At 47.4% G+C, this 20,791-nt stretch carries 17 protein-coding genes and 1 tRNA gene; 10 read left to right on the forward strand and 8 right to left on the reverse strand.

Annotated elements, in window-relative coordinates; all coding sequences use genetic code 11:
• Nucleotides 1-12 precede the first annotated feature (12 nt).
• The 3 genes from RBK99_RS12000 to pabB all read right to left on the reverse strand — a co-directional run bounded on the left by RBK99_RS12000 (nt 13) and on the right by pabB (nt 3,476).
• The gene (locus RBK99_RS12000; protein ID WP_317504837.1) at nt 13-1,386 is read right to left on the reverse strand and encodes an L-serine ammonia-lyase; all 1,374 of its coding nucleotides are present in this window, start codon (nt 1,384-1,386) and stop codon (nt 13-15) included.
• A 96-nt stretch (nt 1,387-1,482) separates the two neighbouring features.
• The gene (locus RBK99_RS12005) at nt 1,483-2,097 is read right to left on the reverse strand and encodes a CoA pyrophosphatase (protein ID WP_317504838.1); all 615 of its coding nucleotides are present in this window, start codon (nt 2,095-2,097) and stop codon (nt 1,483-1,485) included.
• Nucleotides 2,094-3,476 (reverse strand): aminodeoxychorismate synthase component I, encoded by a 1,383-nt coding sequence (gene pabB / locus RBK99_RS12010; RefSeq protein WP_317504839.1) that lies wholly within the window; start codon nt 3,474-3,476, stop codon nt 2,094-2,096. The genes RBK99_RS12005 and pabB overlap by 4 nt, the downstream gene beginning before the upstream one ends.
• A gap of 137 nt (nt 3,477-3,613) precedes the next feature.
• Between pabB and RBK99_RS12015 the strand changes: the two genes are divergently transcribed.
• Nucleotides 3,614-5,137, forward strand: a complete 1,524-nt coding sequence (locus RBK99_RS12015) for a fumarate hydratase (RefSeq protein ID WP_317504840.1) — start codon at nt 3,614-3,616, stop codon at nt 5,135-5,137.
• Complete coding sequence (gene rmuC / locus RBK99_RS12020) at nt 5,137-6,480, forward strand: DNA recombination protein RmuC (RefSeq protein WP_317504855.1); 1,344 nt, start codon at nt 5,137-5,139, stop codon at nt 6,478-6,480. The genes RBK99_RS12015 and rmuC overlap by 1 nt, the downstream gene beginning before the upstream one ends.
• A gap of 25 nt (nt 6,481-6,505) precedes the next feature.
• On the opposite strand, the gene cysZ is transcribed toward rmuC, so the two are convergent.
• On the reverse strand, nt 6,506-7,246 hold the full coding sequence (gene cysZ, locus RBK99_RS12025; RefSeq protein WP_317504841.1) for a sulfate transporter CysZ: 741 nt from the start codon (nt 7,244-7,246) through the stop codon (nt 6,506-6,508).
• A 163-nt stretch (nt 7,247-7,409) separates the two neighbouring features.
• Here cysZ and smc point away from each other — a divergent pair, with 163 nt between their 5' ends.
• Genes smc through ligA form a run of 3 tightly spaced genes read left to right on the forward strand, consistent with a single transcriptional unit; the run spans nt 7,410 to nt 13,840 of the window.
• A complete protein-coding gene (smc, locus tag RBK99_RS12030) occupies nt 7,410-10,868 on the forward strand; it encodes a chromosome segregation protein SMC (RefSeq protein WP_317504842.1) in 3,459 nt (1,152 codons plus the stop codon).
• A 23-nt stretch (nt 10,869-10,891) separates the two neighbouring features.
• Nucleotides 10,892-11,815 carry a cell division protein ZipA gene (gene zipA / locus RBK99_RS12035; RefSeq protein ID WP_317504843.1) on the forward strand — a complete coding sequence of 308 codons (924 nt, stop codon included), beginning with the start codon at nt 10,892-10,894 and terminating at the stop codon, nt 11,813-11,815.
• A gap of 12 nt (nt 11,816-11,827) precedes the next feature.
• The gene (gene ligA, locus RBK99_RS12040) at nt 11,828-13,840 is read left to right on the forward strand and encodes an NAD-dependent DNA ligase LigA (RefSeq protein WP_317504844.1); all 2,013 of its coding nucleotides are present in this window, start codon (nt 11,828-11,830) and stop codon (nt 13,838-13,840) included.
• On the opposite strand, the gene RBK99_RS12045 is transcribed toward ligA, so the two are convergent.
• The 3 genes from RBK99_RS12045 to gloB are packed head-to-tail and all read right to left on the reverse strand — an operon-like array spanning nt 13,837 to nt 16,798.
• Nucleotides 13,837-14,343 (reverse strand): hypothetical protein, encoded by a 507-nt coding sequence (locus RBK99_RS12045; protein ID WP_317504845.1) that lies wholly within the window; start codon nt 14,341-14,343, stop codon nt 13,837-13,839. The two genes, ligA and RBK99_RS12045, sit on opposite strands and share 4 nt — an antisense overlap.
• Nucleotides 14,344-14,351: 8 nt before the next feature.
• On the reverse strand, nt 14,352-15,989 hold the full coding sequence (locus RBK99_RS12050; protein WP_317504846.1) for a lytic transglycosylase: 1,638 nt from the start codon (nt 15,987-15,989) through the stop codon (nt 14,352-14,354).
• 47 nt (nt 15,990-16,036) lie between these two features.
• On the reverse strand, nt 16,037-16,798 hold the full coding sequence (gloB, locus tag RBK99_RS12055; protein WP_317504847.1) for a hydroxyacylglutathione hydrolase: 762 nt from the start codon (nt 16,796-16,798) through the stop codon (nt 16,037-16,039).
• Between the two features lie 74 nt (nt 16,799-16,872).
• Between gloB and RBK99_RS12060 the strand changes: the two genes are divergently transcribed.
• Entirely contained in the window at nt 16,873-17,643 is a 771-nt protein-coding gene (locus RBK99_RS12060; RefSeq protein ID WP_317504848.1) for a class I SAM-dependent methyltransferase, read from the forward strand.
• A complete protein-coding gene (locus RBK99_RS12065) occupies nt 17,640-18,029 on the forward strand; it encodes a rhodanese-like domain-containing protein (RefSeq protein WP_317504849.1) in 390 nt (129 codons plus the stop codon). Before RBK99_RS12060 ends, RBK99_RS12065 begins: the two co-directional genes overlap by 4 nt.
• A gap of 1 nt (nt 18,030) precedes the next feature.
• Here RBK99_RS12065 and rnhA read toward each other — a convergent pair whose 3' ends face one another.
• The gene (gene rnhA, locus RBK99_RS12070) at nt 18,031-18,504 is read right to left on the reverse strand and encodes a ribonuclease HI (RefSeq protein ID WP_317504850.1); all 474 of its coding nucleotides are present in this window, start codon (nt 18,502-18,504) and stop codon (nt 18,031-18,033) included.
• A gap of 51 nt (nt 18,505-18,555) precedes the next feature.
• Here rnhA and dnaQ point away from each other — a divergent pair, with 51 nt between their 5' ends.
• The 3 genes from dnaQ to RBK99_RS12085 all read left to right on the forward strand — a co-directional run bounded on the left by dnaQ (nt 18,556) and on the right by RBK99_RS12085 (nt 20,791).
• Nucleotides 18,556-19,263 carry a DNA polymerase III subunit epsilon gene (gene dnaQ / locus RBK99_RS12075; RefSeq protein WP_317504851.1) on the forward strand — a complete coding sequence of 236 codons (708 nt, stop codon included), beginning with the start codon at nt 18,556-18,558 and terminating at the stop codon, nt 19,261-19,263.
• Nucleotides 19,248-20,555 carry a TIGR03503 family protein gene (locus RBK99_RS12080; protein ID WP_317504852.1) on the forward strand — a complete coding sequence of 436 codons (1,308 nt, stop codon included), beginning with the start codon at nt 19,248-19,250 and terminating at the stop codon, nt 20,553-20,555. The genes dnaQ and RBK99_RS12080 overlap by 16 nt, the downstream gene beginning before the upstream one ends.
• A 162-nt stretch (nt 20,556-20,717) precedes the next feature.
• Nucleotides 20,718-20,791, forward strand: a tRNA-Asp gene (locus tag RBK99_RS12085).

Raw genomic sequence — 20,791 nt, forward strand, 5'->3', positions numbered from 1 at the left:
GGCAGCAACCAATTAGCACTCAATAATATTGACTGCCAGACCGCCACGAGCGGTTTCTTTGTATTTCGTTTTCATGTCATTGCCGGTATCCCACATGGTTTTAATCACTTTATCCAGCGAGACTTTGTGATCACCATCACCGCGCATAGCTAAGCGAGCGGCATTGATGGCCTTAACCGAGCCCATGGCATTGCGCTCAATACAAGGCACCTGTACTAAGCCGCCGACCGGGTCGCAGGTTAATCCCAAGTTATGCTCCATACCAATTTCTGCAGCGTTTTCAACGGTGGAAGGGTCACCGCCCATGAACTCCGCTAAGGCACCGGCAGCCATTGAACAGGCAACACCCACTTCGCCCTGACAACCAACTTCAGCGCCGGAAATAGAAGCATTTTTCTTATAAAGAATACCGATAGCCGCCGATGTGAGCAGGAATCGCACAACGGCGTCTTCGTCGAAGGTTTCGATGAATCGGTCAGCATAGCTCATTACGGCTGGTATAATGCCGGCAGCACCGTTCGTTGGAGCCGTTACTATGCGGCCTCCAGCAGCATTTTCTTCGTTGACCGCTAAAGCATAAAGGTCGACCCAGTCCATCACTTGCATCGCATCGCCTGATTTTTCCTTTTTCAGGCGGTGATACAGGGACGAGGCACGGCGACGCACTTTCAGTCCCCCCGGAAGAATACCTTCGGTAGTAATACCGTTGTTGATGCTTTCCTGCATGGTGCGCCAAATCTTCATCAAACCAGCGCGAATATCATCTTCGCTGCGGAACACTTTTTCGTTCGCCATCATTAACGAACTCATTCGCAGACCGTGTTCTTTGCAATGAGCCAGAAGGTCAGCTGCACTGTCAAACGGGTAGGGAATCGGTTTTGCCGATTGCTCAATGGCTTCTTCCAGAGTCTCGTCAAAGTCTTCGTCGCGCACAATGAAGCCACCGCCAATGGAGTAATACAGGTCGCTGTAAATAACCTCACCATTGTTTAACAACTTAAGTTCCATCGCATTGGCATGTTTGGGCATGGTCTTACGACGATGAAACGTAATAGCGCCTTCACTAGGAAAGTCGACTTCGTGCTCACCGAGTAAATTTAACTTTTCGGTTTTCCGGGTTTGCTCCAGGAAATCTTCGACCGTGTCAGTGTCGACGGTTTCCGGTGACTCGCCAGCTAACCCCAGAATAACCGCTTTACCGGTGCCGTGTCCTTTACCGGTTTGCCCCAACGAACCAAACAGTTCCACTTTCACACCGTTTGCTTTCGTTAAATGGCCTGCTTCTTTTGCTGCTTGCAAAAAGTCATAGGCAGCACGCATCGGTCCTACCGTATGAGAACTGGATGGACCAATACCAATTTTGTAGATATCAAAAACGCTGATCATACTTATCCTCGCCTGTCGCGCGTGCTCGTTCTAATTATTATAGTATTGTCGCACGATTCATGTGGGGGGAAGCAAGTTTTAAGCGAAAATAAGTGGTCAGTTCAGTGGTTTGAAGTGATTTTTTCCATCGGGCTGAAGCTGTTCAGACAGCTCACGCAAAATACCTGCCGTCGCGCCCCAAATATTTCGGTGCTGCCAGGGAATGAAATACACGCGGTCATAAATGAATTTACGAATACGGTAAACGTAGTGGTTACTGTGATCGAGAATATCGGCCAGCGGCACTTCAAAAATCTCAGCGACTTCGCTCTCCTCTGCAACAAGTGGTTGCCGTGGTGACACAAACGCGACGTAGGGGCGAATCATAAAGTAGGATAAAACAGGGTAGTCGTGTAAGCGCCCGATAACCTCTACCTGGCTGCGGGGCAGACCGATTTCTTCTTCTGTTTCGCGCAAAGCGGTATCCAGTAGATCGGTATCAGTTTGGTCGAATCGCCCGCCCGGGAAACTGATTTGGCCAGCGTGTTTACGTAATTTGCTGGAGCGCCGGGTCAGTATTAATGAGAGTCCATGTGGACGCTCGACAATCGGAATTAGTACCGCAGCGGGGCGTAGGCGTTTTCGCAAAGGCTCATCAATTCTTCGCTGCACCGGTGGTGACGGATGCAGGCTAAAACGACGAATGAAATCAGCACGGTTATTAATGCTCATGGCGTTAACACCGGCAATATGCGAGATACTTTATCTTTGGTTTCCTGATACTCGTCGTCGACGGCGGAATCAGCTACCAGGCCACCGCCGGCCCAGCAATAAAGTTGTCCGTTTTCGGCAAGTAGCGTTCGAATGGTGATGCTGGTGTCGCTACGACCGTGTTGAGAAAAATAGCCAATACTGCCGCAGTAGATGTTGCGTCGGTGTGGCTCCAGCTCCTCTATAATCTGCATAGCGCGAATTTTTGGCGCGCCCGTAATAGAGCCGCCCGGGAAGGCGCCGTTAAACAGGCTCAGTGCTGTGCGGCCGGGTTGTAATTGACCTATAACGGTTGAAACAAGGTGATGCACTGCCGGAAAGCTTTCTATGGCAAATAAGCTTGGCGTTTTGATGCTGTTGGGCTGGCAGTTTTTGCTTAAGTCGTTACGTAGCAAGTCCACAATCATCAAGTTTTCTGCGCGATCTTTTTCTGAGCTTAGTAGCGCCTGCTGACTAGCCTTATCACGTTTTATGTCATTAAAACGGGGGCGAGTTCCCTTAATTGGTTTCGTCTCGACCCGCCCATCGGCGTCAGTCAGTAGAAAACGCTCCGGCGAGAGACTGAGAAAAGTACTTCGGGGCAACCGCATAAAGGCTGAAAAGGGCGCTGAATTGGCCTCGCGGAGCTTCAGGTAGGCCTGCCAATCGCTGCCTTGATAACGAGCGGAATGCCGTTGCGCTAAATTAATCTGATAAGCGTCACCGGCGAGCAGATAATGTTGCACTGCGTGAAATTTTTCAGTGTACTGTTGCTTGTTCATATTGCTCTGCCAGTCGCTGGTTAACTGAAACGGTTCCTGCTCTTTTGTTGTGGTTGGCTGGCTCCAAAATGTCATTAACTCATCGCGTTGATGAGTGGGAGCTAGTAACCATACTGTCTGGTTTTTTCGGTCAATAATAAGCGCCTGACTATAATAGGCTAACACGGCATCGGGCGACTGGTAGGTATCCACATTACACTCAGGAATGACTTCCAGCGAGCGACCGTGATCGTAACCCACTGCACCGGCAAAACCACCCTGAAAAGGAAGCTCCGAAGGACCGGTATAATTTCCTGCTAGTTGGTTCAACTGCTCGGCAAACTCACAAAGTTTTGCGGATGACGTTGGTGCCGGGGGCAGCTTTAGGTGACTTTTTGCCGACACGGACAGTTGGCCGGCTTTACAACTCAATACCAGTTCGGGGTCCCGGAAGATGATATCGTAGGCACTGTTTTCGTGGGTTTGCGCAGCAGAATCCAGCAGTAAAGCATAATTTTCATGCTGACAGAGGCCAAATAGCTCAATAGCGGAAGCCTGACTATCCAGTTTTATTGCACAGAGATCAGGAAAAACACTCACATTATGCTCGCAGTTAAGGCTAATTATTCAATACAGACATACTACCACAGCAGAGATTCAACGGTCAGTTGCTCTGGTCAGCTGTTAGTGAAAACGCTATTATAGCGCCACGCAAAAGTTAACCAAGAGGCAGTTCCATGACCACCATTCGTCAGGCTGATTTTATTGACAGTATTGCCGATTCCCTGCAGTACATTTCCTATTATCACCCACTGGACTTCATTAAAGCATTGGATGAAGCCTACCAACGTGAAGAAAGCGAAGCGGCAAAAAATGCTATCGCTCAGGTGTTGACCAACTCGCGTATGTCTGCACAGGGGCATCGGCCAATTTGTCAGGATACCGGTATTGTTACCTGTTTTGTGAAGGTTGGTATGGGTGTGCAATGGGATAAAACTGACCTGACGGTTCAGCAAATGGTGGATGAAGGGACTCGTCGCGCTTACAACAACCCGGATAACCCATTACGTGCTTCTATTGTGGCAGATCCTGCCGGTGCGCGTAAGAACACTGGCGACAACACGCCTGCTGTGGTGCATATTGATATGGTACCGGGTAATGAAGTTGAAGTAATGATCGCTGCTAAAGGTGGCGGTTCTGAAAACAAATCCAAAATGGCGATGCTAAACCCCAGCGACTCTATTGCCGACTGGGTTGTTGAAACCTTACCGAAGATGGGGGCTGGTTGGTGTCCTCCGGGTATGTTGGGTATTGGTATTGGCGGTACAGCAGAAAAGTCTGCGGTACTGGCAAAAGAGTCATTAATGGAATCGGTCGACATCCATGAGTTAATTGAACGAGGACCACAAAACGCTGAAGAAGAGTTGCGCTTAGAAATTTTTAACCGGGTTAATGCTTTAGGTATTGGCGCGCAGGGTTTAGGCGGCCTCACTACGGTATTGGATGTGAAGATCAAATCCTTGCCAACGCACGCGGCGTCTAAGCCGGTGACCTTAATTCCAAACTGTGCGGCAACGCGTCATGTGCATTTCACTCTGGATGGTAGCGGTGCGGCCGATTTAACCCCGCCGAAACTCGAAGATTGGCCAGATGTGACATTTGAACTGGGTGATGATGCTCGTCGCGTGAACCTGGATGAAGTGACGAAAGAAGACATCCAGGATTGGAAAATGGGTGAAACCGTGCTGTTGTCCGGTAAGTTATTAACCGGTCGTGACGCGGCCCATAAACGCATTAAAGGTATGCTGGACAACGGTGAAGAGCTACCGGTCGATTTTAACAACCGCTTTATTTATTACGTAGGGCCGGTAGATCCGGTCGGTGATGAAGTGGTTGGGCCGGCAGGCCCGACAACCTCGACTCGTATGGATAAATTTACTGACCAGATGCTTGAAGAAGCCGGTATTATAGGCATGGTTGGTAAAGCAGAGCGTGGTCCGGAAGCGGTCGAAAGTATTCGTAAGCACAAAGCGGTTTACTTGATGGCGGTAGGTGGTGCTGCGTACTTGGTTGCTAAAGCGATTAAAAAATCTCGTGTGGTTGCTTTTGAAGACTTGGGTATGGAAGCCATTTATGAGTTTGAAGTGGAAGACATGCCGGTGACTGTTGCCGTCGATAGCGATGGCCAAAACGCTCATACGCAGGGGCCTGCTATTTGGAAAGCGAAAATAGCTGACCTCAATGAAAAACTAGGAGCTTAATTATGTCGCTGGCACTGTGGCAATGGATGGCAATAATTGGCGTGCCGGTTGTGACTGTAGTTGCGGCGTTGCTGTTGCTTTGGCAACAGCAGCGCCGTTTGCGTTTACAGGCGGAGCAACAAAATTCGGTACTGGAGCAAGATGCGGACATTCTTCGCGAGCGTATTGATGAGCTTCAACACGAGGTATATGAGAAAGACAGCCGCTTGCGTGAGACTTTGGCCCGGGCTGAGCATGAACAAAAAACCGCTGAAGAAAAGTTGAGTTTGCTGAAAGTAAGCGAAGAGCGACTAACCCAGCAGTTTGAAAACCTGGCCAATCGTATTTTTGAAGAAAAGTCGAAAGGGTTGCAGCAGCATCATCAGCAGTCTTTGCAAGCAACACTAGAGCCGTTTAAACAGCAAATTGAAGCCTTCAAAAAGCAAATTACGCAGCAGTACACGGACGAGACCAAAGAGCGTTCTGCACTTAAAAATGAAGTGATGTCGCTGAAAGACTTGAATCGCCAAATGGCGTCTGAAGCTGAGGCCTTAACCCGGGCATTAAAAGGTGACACCAAGCAACAGGGTAACTGGGGCGAAGTGGTTCTGGAACGCATTCTCGAACAGTCAGGCCTGCGTGAGGGGCATGAGTACCAAACTCAGGCGCATCACCGTGACGAAGACGGCAAGTCGTTTAAGCCCGATGTCATTGTGCATTTACCTAACAAAAAGGACGTGGTCATAGATTCCAAAGTCAGTCTGTCGGCCTACGAGCGGTACTTTAACTCGGACGATGACGCAGAACGTGAGCGGGCATTAAATGAACACGTACAGTCGCTAAAACAGCACATAAAACAGCTAGGTAAAAAGAGTTATCATCAGCTAGAAGGTCTAAGAACTCTGGACTATGTGCTGATGTTTATACCGATTGAGCCAGCGTTCCTGTTGGCGGTTGATCGCGACCCTGAGTTGATTCGGCTGGCGCTTGATAACCAAATTATGTTGGTGAGTCCAACTAATTTACTCGTGGCTCTGCGCACGGTACATAACATCTGGCAGTACGAATACCAGAATCAGAATGCTGAAAAAATAGCGACCGATGCAGCGCGTTTATACGACAAGTTTGTGGGCTTTGTTGAAGATTTAGAAAAGATAGGTAACGGCTTACAAACTCTGGATAACCGTTATCAGGAAGCGATGAAGAAACTCAGTACAGGGCGCGGTAATCTCATTGGCCGGGTCGATAAATTCCGGCAGATGGGCGTGCAAACCAATAAACGCTTAAATCCCGACTACCTTGATTCAGATGAAACGAATCCGGAAGGCATAGAAGGCGGTAGTGTAGATAAGAAAAACGACTGAGCCAAAGCTCAGTCGTTTGTTTTTGTTAACTTAATGCACTGCGACGATAATGATCAACCCAAAGTGAGGTGGCTCCGCAAACCGCCAGCGGCATAATGATCAAATTAATCAACGGGATCATTGTTAGCACGGTGACTCCGAATCCGAAACCGAGCGTTTTACCACGTCGTTTATGGAGCTCAGAGCGCATGTGCGGAAACGAAAGTTTATGATTGTCGAACGGATAGTCTAAGTACTGTATCGACATCATCCAGCACACAAACACATACCACAGCACCTGCCCGACAACCGGAATAAGCAGTGATAGCAAAAAGAAGCCTAGTGCCCTGGGTATGTAATACATGAGTTTCTGCAGCTCACGCTTTAACGTTCTGGGGATATCTTTTACCAAGCCTAAAAAACCTTCGTCGCCGAGACTTTCGCCACTTTCATAGCGCTCGACCTTCTCCGCCAGAAGTCCATTAAAAGGCGCCGCAATTAAATGCATTATGGTGCTAAAAATGAACGAAAAGAGCGCAATAATGGTAATGACTGCCAGCGGCCATAAAATAAACTCCAGCCACTGGAAAAAACTGGGCAACCAGCCCATAAAACGCTCTAACCAGTAGTCGACTTCACTATACAGCCAACTGAACGCCAGCGTGAACAGGATGAGGTTGGTCAGAATAGGTACGACGACATAGCGGCGAAGTCCTTTGGTTCTAATGAGTTGTAACCCGCGTCCTATGTAAGCTAATCCAGAATCGCTATAGGCTGCTTTTTGCATGAAAACTCCAGAGGTTTAAATTTGCTTATTATAATAAGGCAATACAATGGCAATGTGAGGGCTAAATTGTTACAAATGGCTACCGGATCTGCTAGAGTCTCGGGTAAGAAAAAAAGCCTTGTGATAATAAATTGCCGTGCTAACTGATAATAAAAACAACTGAATGCGCCTAAAACACATCAAGCTGGTTGGCTTTAAATCCTTTGTGGATCCAACAAAAGTTCCCTTTCCTGATCAAATGACCTGTGTCGTTGGTCCGAACGGCTGTGGCAAATCCAATGTGATTGATGCGGTGCGCTGGGTGCTGGGCGAAAGTTCTGCAAAGAACTTGCGTGGCGATGCTATGAGTGACGTTATTTTTAACGGTTCAACTGCGCGTAAGCCGGTTTCTCAGGCCAGCGTTGAACTGGTATTTGATAATAGCTCCGGCCGCATCCAGGGGGAATATGCCGCGTTCAATGAAATTTCAGTTAAACGTCTGGTGACCCGCGACGGTCAATCCAATTACTTTTTAAACGGCGGTCGTTGTCGTCGTCGTGATATCACGGACTTATTCCTGGGGACCGGACTGGGACCCCGTAGCTACGCTATTATCGAACAAGGCATGATCTCCCGGCTGATTGAATCTCGTCCGCAGGAACTGCGCATCTTTATTGAAGAAGCTGCCGGTATCTCAAAATATAAAGAACGGCGCAAAGAAACTGAAAACCGGATGCTGCACACTCGCGAGAATCTCGAACGTTTGAGTGATGTCCGCGAAGAGCTTGGTCAGCAACTGGAAAAGTTAGAGCGTCAGGCCGCAGCGGCTATTCGTTACAAAGAGCTAAAAGCCAGCGAACGCAAAGGTAAAGGCGAACTGCAGGCATTGCGGTGGTTAAAGCTGGACAATCAGCGACAACAGCTGCAGGCACAATATGCAGAGCAGCAGACAGAACTTGAGCGTTGGCAAGCACAGCAAAGTGGTGACGAGAGAGGGGCCATTGAGTTAAGAGAACAAACGGAAGAGGCGCGCGATAAGGTTGAGTTGTCTCAGGAAAAGATGTTCTCAGTGGGCAATGAAATTACTCGTATTGAGCAAACTCTGAAACATCAGCAAGAGCTAAAAGAACAACGGAAACAACGACAGCGGCAGTTAAATGAAGAGATAGGACAGTTAGAGGAGCAACTGACCGATGATCGCCTGCAAAGAGAGCAGCTGCAAGAACAGCGACTAATGCTGGAGCCGCAGCTGGATCAGGTGCAGGAACAACTTGATCGAGTATCAGATGACGCTCAACAAGCCAACGAGAAATGGCGGCAATGGCAGCAGCAACAAAGGCATCAGCAACAGCAACAGAGAGATGTCGAAAAGCAGCAACAACATGCACAGCTTAAGTTGCAGGAAATAAAACAGAGTCAGCATTATGCGCAGCAACAAGTAGAACAACTCCTGAATCAGCAACAAGAATTGCAGCAACAGAAGCAAGCGTTATCGATTGATAATAACGAACAGGCGTTGGCGGAATTACATCGTTTGTTGGCCGAGGACGAAGCCCAGTATCAGCAGAGTAAAGAGCAATTGCAGAGGCTTCAACAAGCGTTTAAAGAGCAACAGCTGCAGCATCGGCAGGTTCAACAGCAGCAGGACAAAGTGCAGGCACAGTTAACAGCAATTGACCAATTGCTGCAAGGGAAACAAAATAACGACAGCCGCAGTGAAAAATGGTTACAGGATAACTATCCCGATAACCAGCGGGTTAAGGAATTACTGCGAGCTGAAAGTGGCTGGGAAATGGCCGTGGAGCAGTTGGCTTTCGATTGGCTGGATGCTGTGGTTTTGGACGAAGCTCCGGAAGGGTTAACGGTAGCTTCTGGCGTGAAATTGGTTTGGCCAGTTAGCCAACAGGAACCTGAAAGCTGGTCTCTGGCAAGCAAAGTACAAGGCTCGCTGCGTTACTGGACACCGTTGCAGCAATGCTTAGCCATTGAGCAAGATACTGATGCCGCATGGCAGCTGCAGCACAGCGATGCGCGCTTTGCGGTATCAAAGGCAGGAAACTGGTATTGGCAGGACGGCTTTATTGCAGCTCGTGTTGACGAGGACAATAGTGTTCTTCACCTCCAGACTCAGCGTCAATATTTATCAGAACAACATGAGAGAGTGACGCAGCAGTTGTGTGAAAGTGAGGAGCAGCTGCAACAAACCCAGATAAAGGTTGAACTGGCGGAGGAGAACCTGGAGCAGGCCCAGGAAAAACTGCAACAGACCCGTAATGAAAAAGTCAAAGCCGAAGAACGACTGCAGTGGAACGTGCAGCAGGTAGAACAAATCCAGCAGCAATTAACGCGACTGCAAGAGAAACAGAAAGAACATCGCCAGCAGGCCGAAAGCAGCGCAGAGCAACAACAGCAATTTGAAATGCAGCTCGAAGAATTTGATCTGATGCTGGATCAAACCGAACAGATTGACGAACAGGCGGGCGAGCAGCTTGAGTCTAGAGTGAGGGCCGAAGATGAGCAGTTGCAGCAGCTGCGCAGCCAACAGCAGCAAATGACTCTGCAGCAGCAAAACCTGGAGGCTCAGTCAGCACAGTTACAAAAATTATTGCAGCGCAGTGAACAACGCTATCAACAGTTACTGCAAGAGCGGGATGAGCAACAGAATGCGGACACCGCTGACAGCCAAAGTGCTTTAGACGAGCAACTGACGGAATTACTGGATAAGCGGGGAGAGGTTGCGGAACACTTGCAGGAACAACGCCAAATGTTGTCGCAGCTGGAACATGACTTGCAGCAACTTACTCAGGGCCAGTCCGCGATTCAAAGCAAAATAGGCCAAGCTAAAGAAGCCATGCAAAGCACGGAAATTGAGCAAGTTAAATTGCAGGAGCGCAGTCAGGCAGTGTTGGAAGCTTTGGCGGAAACAGGGCTCACTCTGAAAAGCGTTTTAGAAGAACTGCCGTCTGAAGCTGACGAAAAAACCTGGCAGCAAGAGCTTGAAGTGCTGCAGAATAAAATAAAACGATTAGGTGCGATTAATTTAGCGGCGATTGACGAAGCTGAAGCGCAAAGAGAACGTAAACAATACCTCGACCAGCAAGTGGATGATCTATCATCGGCGTTAGAAACTCTGGAAGCCGCTATTCGTAAAATTGATAAAGAAACGCGACACCGGTTTAAGACAACCTTTGATGCGATAAACAACGACTTACAAATACTGTTTCCGAAAGTGTTCGGCGGAGGCAGCGCCACGCTTGAACTTACTGATGATGACTTACTGGAAACCGGTGTGACGATTATGGCAAGGCCGCCGGGTAAGAAAAACAGTACAATTCATTTACTTAGCGGTGGAGAAAAGGCATTGACCGCATTATCATTGGTGTTCGCGATATTTCGCTTGAATCCGGCCCCTTTTTGCTTGTTAGATGAGGTCGATGCACCGCTGGATGACGCTAATGTGGGTCGCTTTTGTCGACTGGTGAGTGAAATGTCAGAATCGGTACAATTTATTTATATCAGTCATAATAAAGTAGCAATGGAAATGGCGACTCATCTGGCTGGAGTAACAATGCAGGAAGCCGGTGTTTCGAGATTAGTAGCGGTTGATGTTGAGCAGGCTGTGGCGATGACAGACGCAGGCTAATAAATAGGCTTGATGGAGCAAAAATGGGCAGTTTACAGATTACCCTCAGTATTCTTGGCATTCTGGCAATCGTCGGTATTGTTGCGCATGGATTATGGAAAATACGGAAAGGTAACCAACAGCAGCGTCAAAGAGAGCAACGCGTCGCTGAAAATCGACAGCAGCAGTCGTCAGAGTTCGATGACGATGGCATTGGTGAAGTGAGAGTGGTTGAGCAAGGAGAGCCAAAAGATCTTTCTACAGAAGGTGAATCTGAGTCTGAGTCCTGGATGTCGTCGCCTGACAATAAGGCGCAAAGCAAAGAAGAAGACGAACGTATTGAACAAATGTCGATGGACCTTGGTAGTGAGGAGGAGTCGACCGATTCATTGCCTTCTATGCGGGTTAGTAACGATGACACGCCATCAGTAGAGCAGGCTGAACTTAAATTTGACGAGCAAGACTCTGAAGAGTCGGCTCAAGCAGAGACTCTTGAGGAAGCTGCTCTACCAGAGGAACCGGAAAAAGAACCCGCTGAGGACTTTGAAACTGCTCCTGAAGAAGTTATTGCTCTGCATGTTAAAGGGCCAGTTCAGGGAGCTGTCTTGCTACAAATGATGACCGAGCTGGGCTGTAAGTTCGGTGAGCTGGGGATTTTTCATCGTTATGAGACCACAGCCGGCACCGGCCCTATGATTTTTAGTGTTGCCAATATGTTTAATCCAGGCACCTTTGACTTGGATAATATGGAAAATTTTGAAACTGACGGCGTTGCCTTCTTTATGACATTACCGATGAAATTTGACGGCCAGCAAGCGTTTAACATGATGCTTAATGCGGCTAAGAAGCTCGCAACTGAAATCCCGCAAGGGCAGGTTCTGGATGGCCAGCGTCAATTGTTGACCCGCCAGTCGATTCACGAAGCCCGTCAGCGCGTCCGTGAATTTGAACGTAAACACTCAGCTTAATGACAGGTCACTATGAATCAGTCTGTTCACCAGCGTATGCAAGAGCTGGAAGAATTACTCAACCGTTATAATAAAGAATATTACGAAAACGATGAGCCTACAGTACCCGATGCCGAATATGATCGCTTATTTCGGGAACTGAAAACGTTAGAAACCGAAAACCCTAATTTGAAAAACGCATCGTCACCGACAATGAAAGTCGGTGGCAAAGCGTTAGGTCAATTCAAAACCGTTCAACATGAAGTTCCTATGCTGTCGCTGGATAATGCGTTTTCCATTGACGAATTTGAAGCTTTTAATAAGCGAGTTGAACAACGGCTGGATACCAACCAGACCGTTACTTTTTGCTGTGAGCCGAAACTTGACGGTGCCGCTGTTAGTCTGCTCTATGAGAATGGCCTGTTGGTGAGGGGAGCCACTCGTGGCGATGGGAAAAGCGGTGAAGACATCACCGAGAATGTAAAAACCATACGCAATGTGCCGTTAAAGCTCTCCGGTGATGTTCCGGAGAGGCTGGAAGTTCGCGGTGAAGTGGTTATGCCTTTAGGGGCTTTTGAGCGCTTTAATGAGCAAGCCAGACAGCGTGATGAAAAAGTATTTGCCAACCCTAGAAACGCCGCTGCGGGCAGCTTACGTCAGCTGGACTCAAAAATTACCGCCAAAAGACCACTGCATTTTTATGCCTATAGCCTGGGGTTGATTTCCGAAACGACTCAATTGCCCGACAGCCATTACTCCCGTCTGCAACAGCTAAAAGACTGGGGATTACCGATTAACGTAGAAATAAAAACCGTCGATTCGTTGCAGGGCTGTGATGACTACTACGAAACGATTTTAGCCCGCAGAGACTCACTGAATTACGACATTGATGGTGTTGTGTTTAAGGTGGATTCCATTCGGCTTCAGCAAGATTTAGGTTTTGTGGCACGGGCTCCCCGTTGGGCTATTGCCAGGAAGTTTCCGGCACAGGAACAATTGACGACCATTACCGGTGTCGACTTTCAGGTTGGACGTACCGGGGCTATTACGCCGGTAGCACGACTAAAACCAGTGAATGTTGGTGGAGTTAACGTCTCGAACGCGACCTTACACAACTCGGATGAAATTGAACGTTTAGGAGTGCGCATTGGTGACTGCGTGAGTATCCGCAGAGCCGGAGATGTCATACCGCAAGTGGTCAGCGTGGTTCAAGAAAAACGTCCTACTGAAACAGAAGCTATCGTATTTCCAAAGCATTGCCCTATTTGTCAGTCGGATATTGAGCGTCTGGAAGGTGAGGCTGTGGCACGCTGCACTGGTGGTTTGTATTGTGCGGCTCAGCGCAAGGAAGCCATTAAGCATTTTGCGTCGCGCAAAGCGATGGATATTGATGGCCTGGGCGATAAAATTGTTGAGCAGCTGGTCGAAAGAGATTGGATAAAATCGCCAGCCGATCTGTATCGTTTATCAAAAGCTGAGTTGGCGACATTACCTCGAATGGGCCAAAAGTCCGCTGAAAACCTTCGAAATTCGATTAAAGTTACACAAAAAACAACATTATCGCGTTTTATTTATTCTTTGGGTATTAGAGAAGTTGGCGAGGCGACAGCCAATGCATTAGCCAATCACTTTAAAAACCTCGATGCGCTTATTGCAGCGGACAGTGATCAGTTGCAGGAAGTTTCTGATGTTGGGGCTGTGGTCGCTCATCATATTGTCTCGTTCTTTCGCGAGCCTCACAATAAACAGGTAGTGGCAGAATTACGCGAGTTTATTTCCTGGCCAGAAGGTGAGGAAGCAAGTTCCATTCAAAGTGATCGCTTATCGGGCAATACGTATGTGATTACCGGAACCTTGTCGACAATGACGCGTGATGATGCGAAATCTGCACTTGAGGCCTTAGGCGCGAAAGTTGCTTCCAGTGTTTCGAAAAAGACCACTGCGTTGGTGGCTGGAGAAAATGCAGGCTCAAAGCTAACAAAAGCCCAATCCCTTGAGCTTCCTATATTAGATGAGCAAGAATTGCAGCAACTGCTGGAAAGTTAGCGACCGTGAAGGCTCAGGTCTTTTAACAGGCCTGAGCCTGTGATGTTGGCAATACCTTTCTCTTCGTCGAACTCAAATTTAATGGTTGGGTGAGTTGTATCCAACAAGAAACTGCGGTCATCTAACTGTACGCGCAAATGTTTGAGCGGCTCGTCTTCATCAAATTCATCACGGTGGGTGATACTGACATGATGCCCACCAATGTTTAACTCAAAGCCTTTGAAAAAGCCTTCAGCAAACTCTGCGACATAGATTTGACCTTTGTCATTTACAAATACATTGAGAATGTAATTGGGCGGCATTTCCGATGTCCGCATTTGTGATTTCCCAGCCCTGAACACAACGGTGTCGTATATTTTTTTGTATTCAAAGCCGAAATTCAGAGGCTCGGTTCGACCGGAAGGGTAAATGACTTTGCCGCTGCCTTCCGCCTTCCAGTCTGCTAACGCACTGCCACTGAATACCAGAGCGAATATAATAAAAAAGTACTTTGCGCTTTTCATAGTTTGCCTCAACTACTGACTTCGGTGACATCCACTTTTAACTTAAGCATTTGTCCCGGCTGCAGATAACGGTTACGTTGAATATTATTCCATTGCTCGATTTGACTAATGGTGACATTAAATTTATTTGCAATTCTGGCTAATGAATCACCACTACGAACGCGGTAACGAATGTTTCGGATAATGCTATTTATGCCACTTTGTATTGCTGACGACGCCTCAGCTTTTGTCCAAATGACTAATTCTTGCCCAGGCCTTAGATAGTCCCCCGGGGCCATAGAGTTCCAACGGGCTAAATCTCGTAGATTCACGTCATAAGAGCGACTCAGATCCCAGAGCGTATCACCGGAGCGAACAATATGTTCGATACGCTGACCTGACCGCTTTTGATCTTGACGTTCTTCGCGGCGTTGATCTTTCGATAGTGTGTAGTTAGCGATATCAAGGGTTGCAACAGGTACCAGTAAATGCTCACCAGTGCGGATAATATGACTGCTAATATCATTCACTTGCTGAATGACATCAACTGAGGTGTTGTATTTGTTGGAGATAGTTAACAGGCTCTCACCTGACTCTACTTTATGCCGAGTCCAGCTTAACCAGTCTTTAGGCTCTGTTTCACTTAAAGCTTGTTTAAACTTGTCTGCGTTGTGCTTGGGTAACAGCAGCCTATGCGGGCCGTTTGGTGCCGTAGCCCAGCGGTTATAACCGGAATTGTATTGATGTAGTTCGTCTAAAGGCATTCCTGCCATATCTGCAGCCAAGGCAAGATCGATTTGCGCAGGCGTTTCAATCACTTCCAATTTGGGCTTATTCTCTATGGGGTGCCAGGTAATGCCGTAGTCGCTGCTGTTAGCGAGTATATCGGCTAAAGCCAGCAACTTAGGCACATAAGCGCGGGTTTCGCGCGGCAAAGAGAGATTCCAGAAGTCGGTGGGTTTATTCAGGCGTTCATTTTTTCTAATAGCGGCGCCAACCCGACCTTCGCCGGAGTTGTAGGCTGCCAGTGCATGCATCCAGTTGCCATCAAAATATTGATGCAATGCCTGCAAATAATCTAAAGCGGCCTGAGTTGCGGCATAGACGTCTCGGCGACCATCGTACCACCAGTTGATATCCAGGCCGTATTGACGAGCTGTGCCGGGAATAAATTGCCAAACACCCGAAGCACTGCCATGAGAGTATGCAAAGGGATCAAATGCACTTTCGACGATAGGTAGTAGCGCGATATCGAGCGGCATATCACGCTTTTCTAACTCTTCAACGATTAGATGCAAATAAGGCTCGGCGCGCTTCGCTACTCTGTCTAAATATTCAGGATGACTGGCATACCAGTCTCTTTGGCTACGAACCCTTTGGTAATCAGGTACGTCAAAACTGAGTTGTTGACGAATTCTGGCCCAAAGGTTCTCTTGCTCTTGAGGAGTAAGCTTTACCGGCTCAGGAGCAGGGGCTGGCTTCTCATTATCGGCATTATTGATGAACTCATCAGGCAGAGGAGTAAGCGTCAGCCCTGATGACTGGTTCGTTACTACCGGTTCATTCTGGTCGCTAAATAGTGTCAAGCTTTGGCAGCCACTTAATGTTAGCCCGCTTGCCACTAAACAATACTTCAACCATGCGTTTGTCCGCTTGCTGTTTATCATGCGTAATTGAGTTCCGATAAAGATAAAATCTTGTGGAGTTTAAAGAATCACGCGTTATCTTTCCACTGTCTAATTGTGTAAAAAACATCCTCAGAGGTATTTTTTACACTTCCGGCGTGTTTATTTGCTGCTGAAATAACGCTTTTTTGATCAAAACGCAGGAAAGGGTTAACCGCAAGCTCAAGCTGCAATGTACTTGGGAGCGTAATTTGGCCCTGCTCACGTAACATGTCCACCTTTTCTGCATAACTTTGCAGCACGGCGTTGTCTGGCTCAACTTTTAAGGCGAAGTTTAGATTCGACTGTGTGTATTCGTGAGCGCAGAATACCCTGGTGTCGCCGGGTAACGTGCGTAACTTTAAAAGCGACTGAGTGAATTGCTCCGGCGACCCTTCGAACATTCGACCGCAACCGCCGGAGAATAAGGTATCACCACAAAATAAAAAGCCGGGCGTGTAGAAACTGATATGATCTAAGGTGTGGCCAGGCGTGCTTAACACCTGCCATTTTATACCACCGACAGTCAGTTCTTTGCCCTCGTCTACTGTCTGAGTCAGCGTTTTAATGTCAGGATTATCGGGGCCAATGACCGGACAAGGGAATTGCTTTACGAGTTCGGCTATTCCTCCTGTATGGTCGTAATGATGATGCGTTACTAAGATTGTGCAAATCGTTTTATTGTGTTGCTCTAGCCATTGTTGAACTGGCTTCGCTTCACCGGGGTCTACAATAATAACCCTGTCATTATTATCTGTCTCAATTGCCCAGATATAATTGTCATCGAAAGCTTCAATAGCGTGAACTCGCATGTTACCCCCTATAACGCTAGGATGAGAAACCCAGCGAGTAAGTTGAAGATAAGCTCATACTACAGGAATCAGCCGTGTTAATTAAACCAGCGTACTCAAAAATTGATTTAGCGGTTCCGGGCAACTGGAAGCAACTGGCCTGTGGGCAATACATTAAGGAGCAAACCGCAGGGTTAATTCGCCGCCACCAGCGGCGCTTGAAGCCCGGAAAAACAGTCGCTCTCGGCTCGTTAAGCCCTGAACTCGATAAAAGCTGTAACAGTGGGGCTGGCTGGTTGACTATTAGCGCAGGACATCAGGCTGCAGTGCGCAGTAAATTAATTGATTTGGCTTTAAAGGAAAACAGTGTCGATAACCTAATTGCTCCGTTTGTACTTGAATTTTGCCGGCATCCCCATCAGTTATTAAGAGAAGTTACCCGAGTATTAGATGATGATGGTGTATTGGTATTAACTGGATTTAATCCATTTAGTCCTGCCGCAGCCAGTGGTTTTTTTCTTAGGCATAAAAAAGATTTCCCCTGGTGTGGACGTTATTTTACACAGGTAAGAGTGAAAGACTGGCTTGAGCTGCTAGGATTTGAGGTACTGGAATCGGAATTTTATGTTTCACATTTTTTGCACCATAGTGAACATAAAGGAGTCGATTGGTCGACCAAATTAAGTGAGCGTATGCCGGGACTGCGAGCGGCTTACTTTATTGTGGCTCGTAAACAGACCTTGGTGAACAGGTCAAAACCATCCGTTCAGCGAAAGCTATTTGAAGTGAATGGACGACAAACAGCGACAGCGATGACAACAAAACAGTTTTCTAAATCTGATGTCAATCTAAGAGGTAAATTATGATCACAGCACAAGAGTTATGTGGCAAAGCGAAATCTAATGTAAAAGAAGTCAACACGGAAGACTTACAAAAAGCAATAGAGCAGGGCGCACGGGTTATTGATGTAAGAGAGCCGGCTGAGTACGGCCAGGGTCATATTCGCGAAGCGGTTAATATGCCGCGCGGCGTGCTGGAAATGCAACTGAGCCAGCATCCTGATGTTGCTGGCTATGATAACGCTCTGGAACGTATTGCAGAAAAGCCGTTGTATCTTATTTGTCGTACCGGCGGACGCTCAGCTCTGGCAGCCGAAAGCCTGGGAAGGATGGGGCTTGATAACGTATATAGCGTTGACGGAGGCATGAGTGCCTGGGAGGAAAGAAAGTTGCCTGTGGTTGCCGGCGAATAGATTATTCGCCGTCAAACCCTTTATCCTCAAGTAAAGGCTCGCGCGTTGCGGCGTTGCGGGCCAGTTCGTCGCAGCGCTCGTTTTGTTTATGGCCTGAGTGACCCTTTATCCACTTCCATTCCACGTTATGGCGATTAGCTTCTTCGTCCAGTTGTTGCCATAAATCTTTATTTTTTACTGCTTTACGTGCTGATGTTTTCCAGCCATTTTGTTTCCAACGATGCATCCACTGCTCAATACCTTGCTTTACATACTGGCTATCGGTAGTAAGGATGACATGGCAGGAGTGCTTTAACGCCCTTAGTCCAGCTATGGTCGCCAACATTTCCATACGGTTATTCGTGGTCAGGCGGTAGCCCTGACTCAACTCTTTATGGTGTTTCCCGTATTCTAATACAGCTCCGTACCCGCCAGGGCCTGGATTTCCCAGACAAGAGCCATCGGTATATAAATGAACAGTTTTTGAGTTCGACATGTTACTTGCTACTATATCCTCTGTTTTCACCGAGTATATCAGGATTTCAACATGCGTCAGGTCGTATTAGATACAGAAACTACCGGTATTGACCCGGCAAAGGGTCACCGAATTATTGAAATAGGCTGTGTGGAGCTTATTAATCGCAAACTGACGGGTAATCATTTTCATGTTTATATCAATCCTGAGCGGGTAGTTGAGCAGGAAGCGATAGAGATTCATGGAATAACCAATGACTTTCTGACGGACAAGCCCGTATTTGCACAAGTTGTGCACGAGTTCATCGACTTCATCAAAGACTCACAACTTGTTATTCATAATGCGCCCTTTGATGTTGGCTTTATGGATGCGGAGTTCAACCGGATACGACCAAACGTTGGGTTAACTAACGATTTTTGTTCAGTACTTGATACGCTGCAACTCGCCCGGGAGATGCGGCCAGGACAAAAAAACAACCTGGACGCGTTATGTCGCGCTTTCGGGGTTGATAATTCATCACGTCAGTTACACGGCGCATTATTAGATGCTGAGATTCTCGCCGATGTCTACTTAATGATGACCGGTGGACAAACCGCACTGAACCTTGCCAATCACGGAAAAGACAGTCAGGGAGGCTCGCAAAAAGTGGAACATCAGCGAATCACGCATCCGCCTGCGTTAAAGGTTTTACGTGCAACGGCCGATGAAGAAGCATTACATCAAGAGCGTTTAGCGCGAGTTAAAGAAGAAGGTGGACACTGCTTGTGGCAAGACTCTTAGCTTTACTATTGGTTTTAATCAGCAGTTCGACAGCTCACGCACTGCAAAACTTCAGCAATGTTGAACCTAAAGAACAGATAAAAAAGCAGGCAATGAGCCTGATAGAAGCTGATATTACGAATGAACTGCCAATCAAAGGGCAAACGTTTCGAATCGATGAAAATGTTGAAGAGATTACACTGCTATTCTTTCGTGAGCCCGGTAGTAAACCGCTTATACTGATAAAGCCGGATGGCAGCAAATGGTACGATACCCGTTACCCAGAAGAAAAGGTCACCTGGTACACCGATCCAAACTTCGACATTGTTCGCATCAAGAAGCCTCAACCGGGGCCCTGGCAAGCGGCAGGTCGAATTGATGAGGAAAATAAAGCCTTAGTGATTTCTGATATTCGTTTTGAAGCGGAGCCCTTGCCTAATCCACTGTTTCAAAATGAAGAGCTAAAGGTCGTGGGTAAACTGTATAACGGTGAGGAAATTGTTGAGACTGCTCGTTTTCGACAAACGGTGCTGTTAGATGTTTTGTTTGTTAGCACGAATAACCCCGACTTTGATAACTTTGGTGCTAAGCCCTCGCGAGTGGCTCAGTTTGAGGATAATGGTCAAGGTCATGACGAGCGAGCCGGCGATGGTATATTCACGGGATTTTTCAACCTCGACGTCGAACCCGGGGAATGGCTAGCAACGTATGAAATGACCACACCACTTTACCAGAGAGTATTTGAGTTTGGGCCTGTAGAAGTGAAGCCGCTACCGGTTGAATTTGAAGTTATTCAATCGGAGGGGGTAGAAGACAGTCACCAGCTTAAAATTCGAGTGGATGACAAATGGATAGACCCCCAGAGCTTGGTTATCAATGGAGTAACCAACTTTCCTAATGGTGAAACTCGTAAATTCACCGTTACTCAAATAGACGCTTTTCCGCATCATGTTGATATTGCGAATCTTGCTTTTGGCAAGCATTTGGTTGATTTAGATATTTTTGCGACAACGGTGAGCGGCCGTGAGTTCGAAGCCAGAATTAATGATTTTAGCTTTATTGCTAATGAACCACCACCTCCTGAACCGACCGCTGCAGAGGTTGCACAACAGCAGCAACTTGAACTTGAGCGGCAAAGAGAATTAGCAAAGCAAGAGCTGGAAGCAAAACGTAAGCAGGCAATGACAAACCTGATTATTATTGTGGTGGTTAATATTGTGCTAATTGGTCTTGCCTTATTGGCATTGTGGTGGTTTAAATTTAGAAAAAAGAAGATATCTGTCAACGGCGATAATGTGAGCGCTAAAGAATAAAGAAAAGTGGTAAAAATTAGCCTTTGTGCTCAAAAAAGAGCAGATCTGAATATAAATCAGACAGTCGGTGAAAATCTTTAAAAAAAGTGTTGACTCATTTGCCCCTCACTCGTAATATGCACGCCGCGTTGAGGGACATACTTCAACGTGATGTACTAATGCGGAGTGGTAGTTCAGTTGGTTAGAATGCCGGCCTGTCACGCCGGAGGTCGCGGGTTCGAGTCCCGTCCACTCCG

The organism is Idiomarina solivarensis (genome assembly GCF_033052755.1).
Lineage (GTDB): Bacteria > Pseudomonadota > Gammaproteobacteria > Enterobacterales > Alteromonadaceae > Idiomarina.

What these genes read in the sequence shown, in the direction of transcription:
- RBK99_RS12045 (WP_317504845.1), bottom strand. Translation starts at nt 14,343, where the DNA reads ATGAAAAGCGCAAAGTACTTTTTTATTATATTCGCTCTGGTATTCAGT.
- ligA (WP_317504844.1), top strand. Translation starts at nt 11,828, where the DNA reads ATGAATCAGTCTGTTCACCAGCGTATGCAAGAGCTGGAAGAATTACTC.
- smc (WP_317504842.1), top strand. Translation starts at nt 7,410, where the DNA reads ATGCGCCTAAAACACATCAAGCTGGTTGGCTTTAAATCCTTTGTGGAT.
- RBK99_RS12065 (WP_317504849.1), top strand. Translation starts at nt 17,640, where the DNA reads ATGATCACAGCACAAGAGTTATGTGGCAAAGCGAAATCTAATGTAAAA.
- cysZ (WP_317504841.1), bottom strand. Translation starts at nt 7,246, where the DNA reads ATGCAAAAAGCAGCCTATAGCGATTCTGGATTAGCTTACATAGGACGC.
- dnaQ (WP_317504851.1), top strand. Translation starts at nt 18,556, where the DNA reads ATGCGTCAGGTCGTATTAGATACAGAAACTACCGGTATTGACCCGGCA.
- RBK99_RS12015 (WP_317504840.1), top strand. Translation starts at nt 3,614, where the DNA reads ATGACCACCATTCGTCAGGCTGATTTTATTGACAGTATTGCCGATTCC.
- rnhA (WP_317504850.1), bottom strand. Translation starts at nt 18,504, where the DNA reads ATGTCGAACTCAAAAACTGTTCATTTATATACCGATGGCTCTTGTCTG.
- gloB (WP_317504847.1), bottom strand. Translation starts at nt 16,798, where the DNA reads ATGCGAGTTCACGCTATTGAAGCTTTCGATGACAATTATATCTGGGCA.
- RBK99_RS12005 (WP_317504838.1), bottom strand. Translation starts at nt 2,097, where the DNA reads ATGAGCATTAATAACCGTGCTGATTTCATTCGTCGTTTTAGCCTGCAT.
- RBK99_RS12000 (WP_317504837.1), bottom strand. Translation starts at nt 1,386, where the DNA reads ATGATCAGCGTTTTTGATATCTACAAAATTGGTATTGGTCCATCCAGT.
- RBK99_RS12050 (WP_317504846.1), bottom strand. Translation starts at nt 15,989, where the DNA reads ATGATAAACAGCAAGCGGACAAACGCATGGTTGAAGTATTGTTTAGTG.
- zipA (WP_317504843.1), top strand. Translation starts at nt 10,892, where the DNA reads ATGGGCAGTTTACAGATTACCCTCAGTATTCTTGGCATTCTGGCAATC.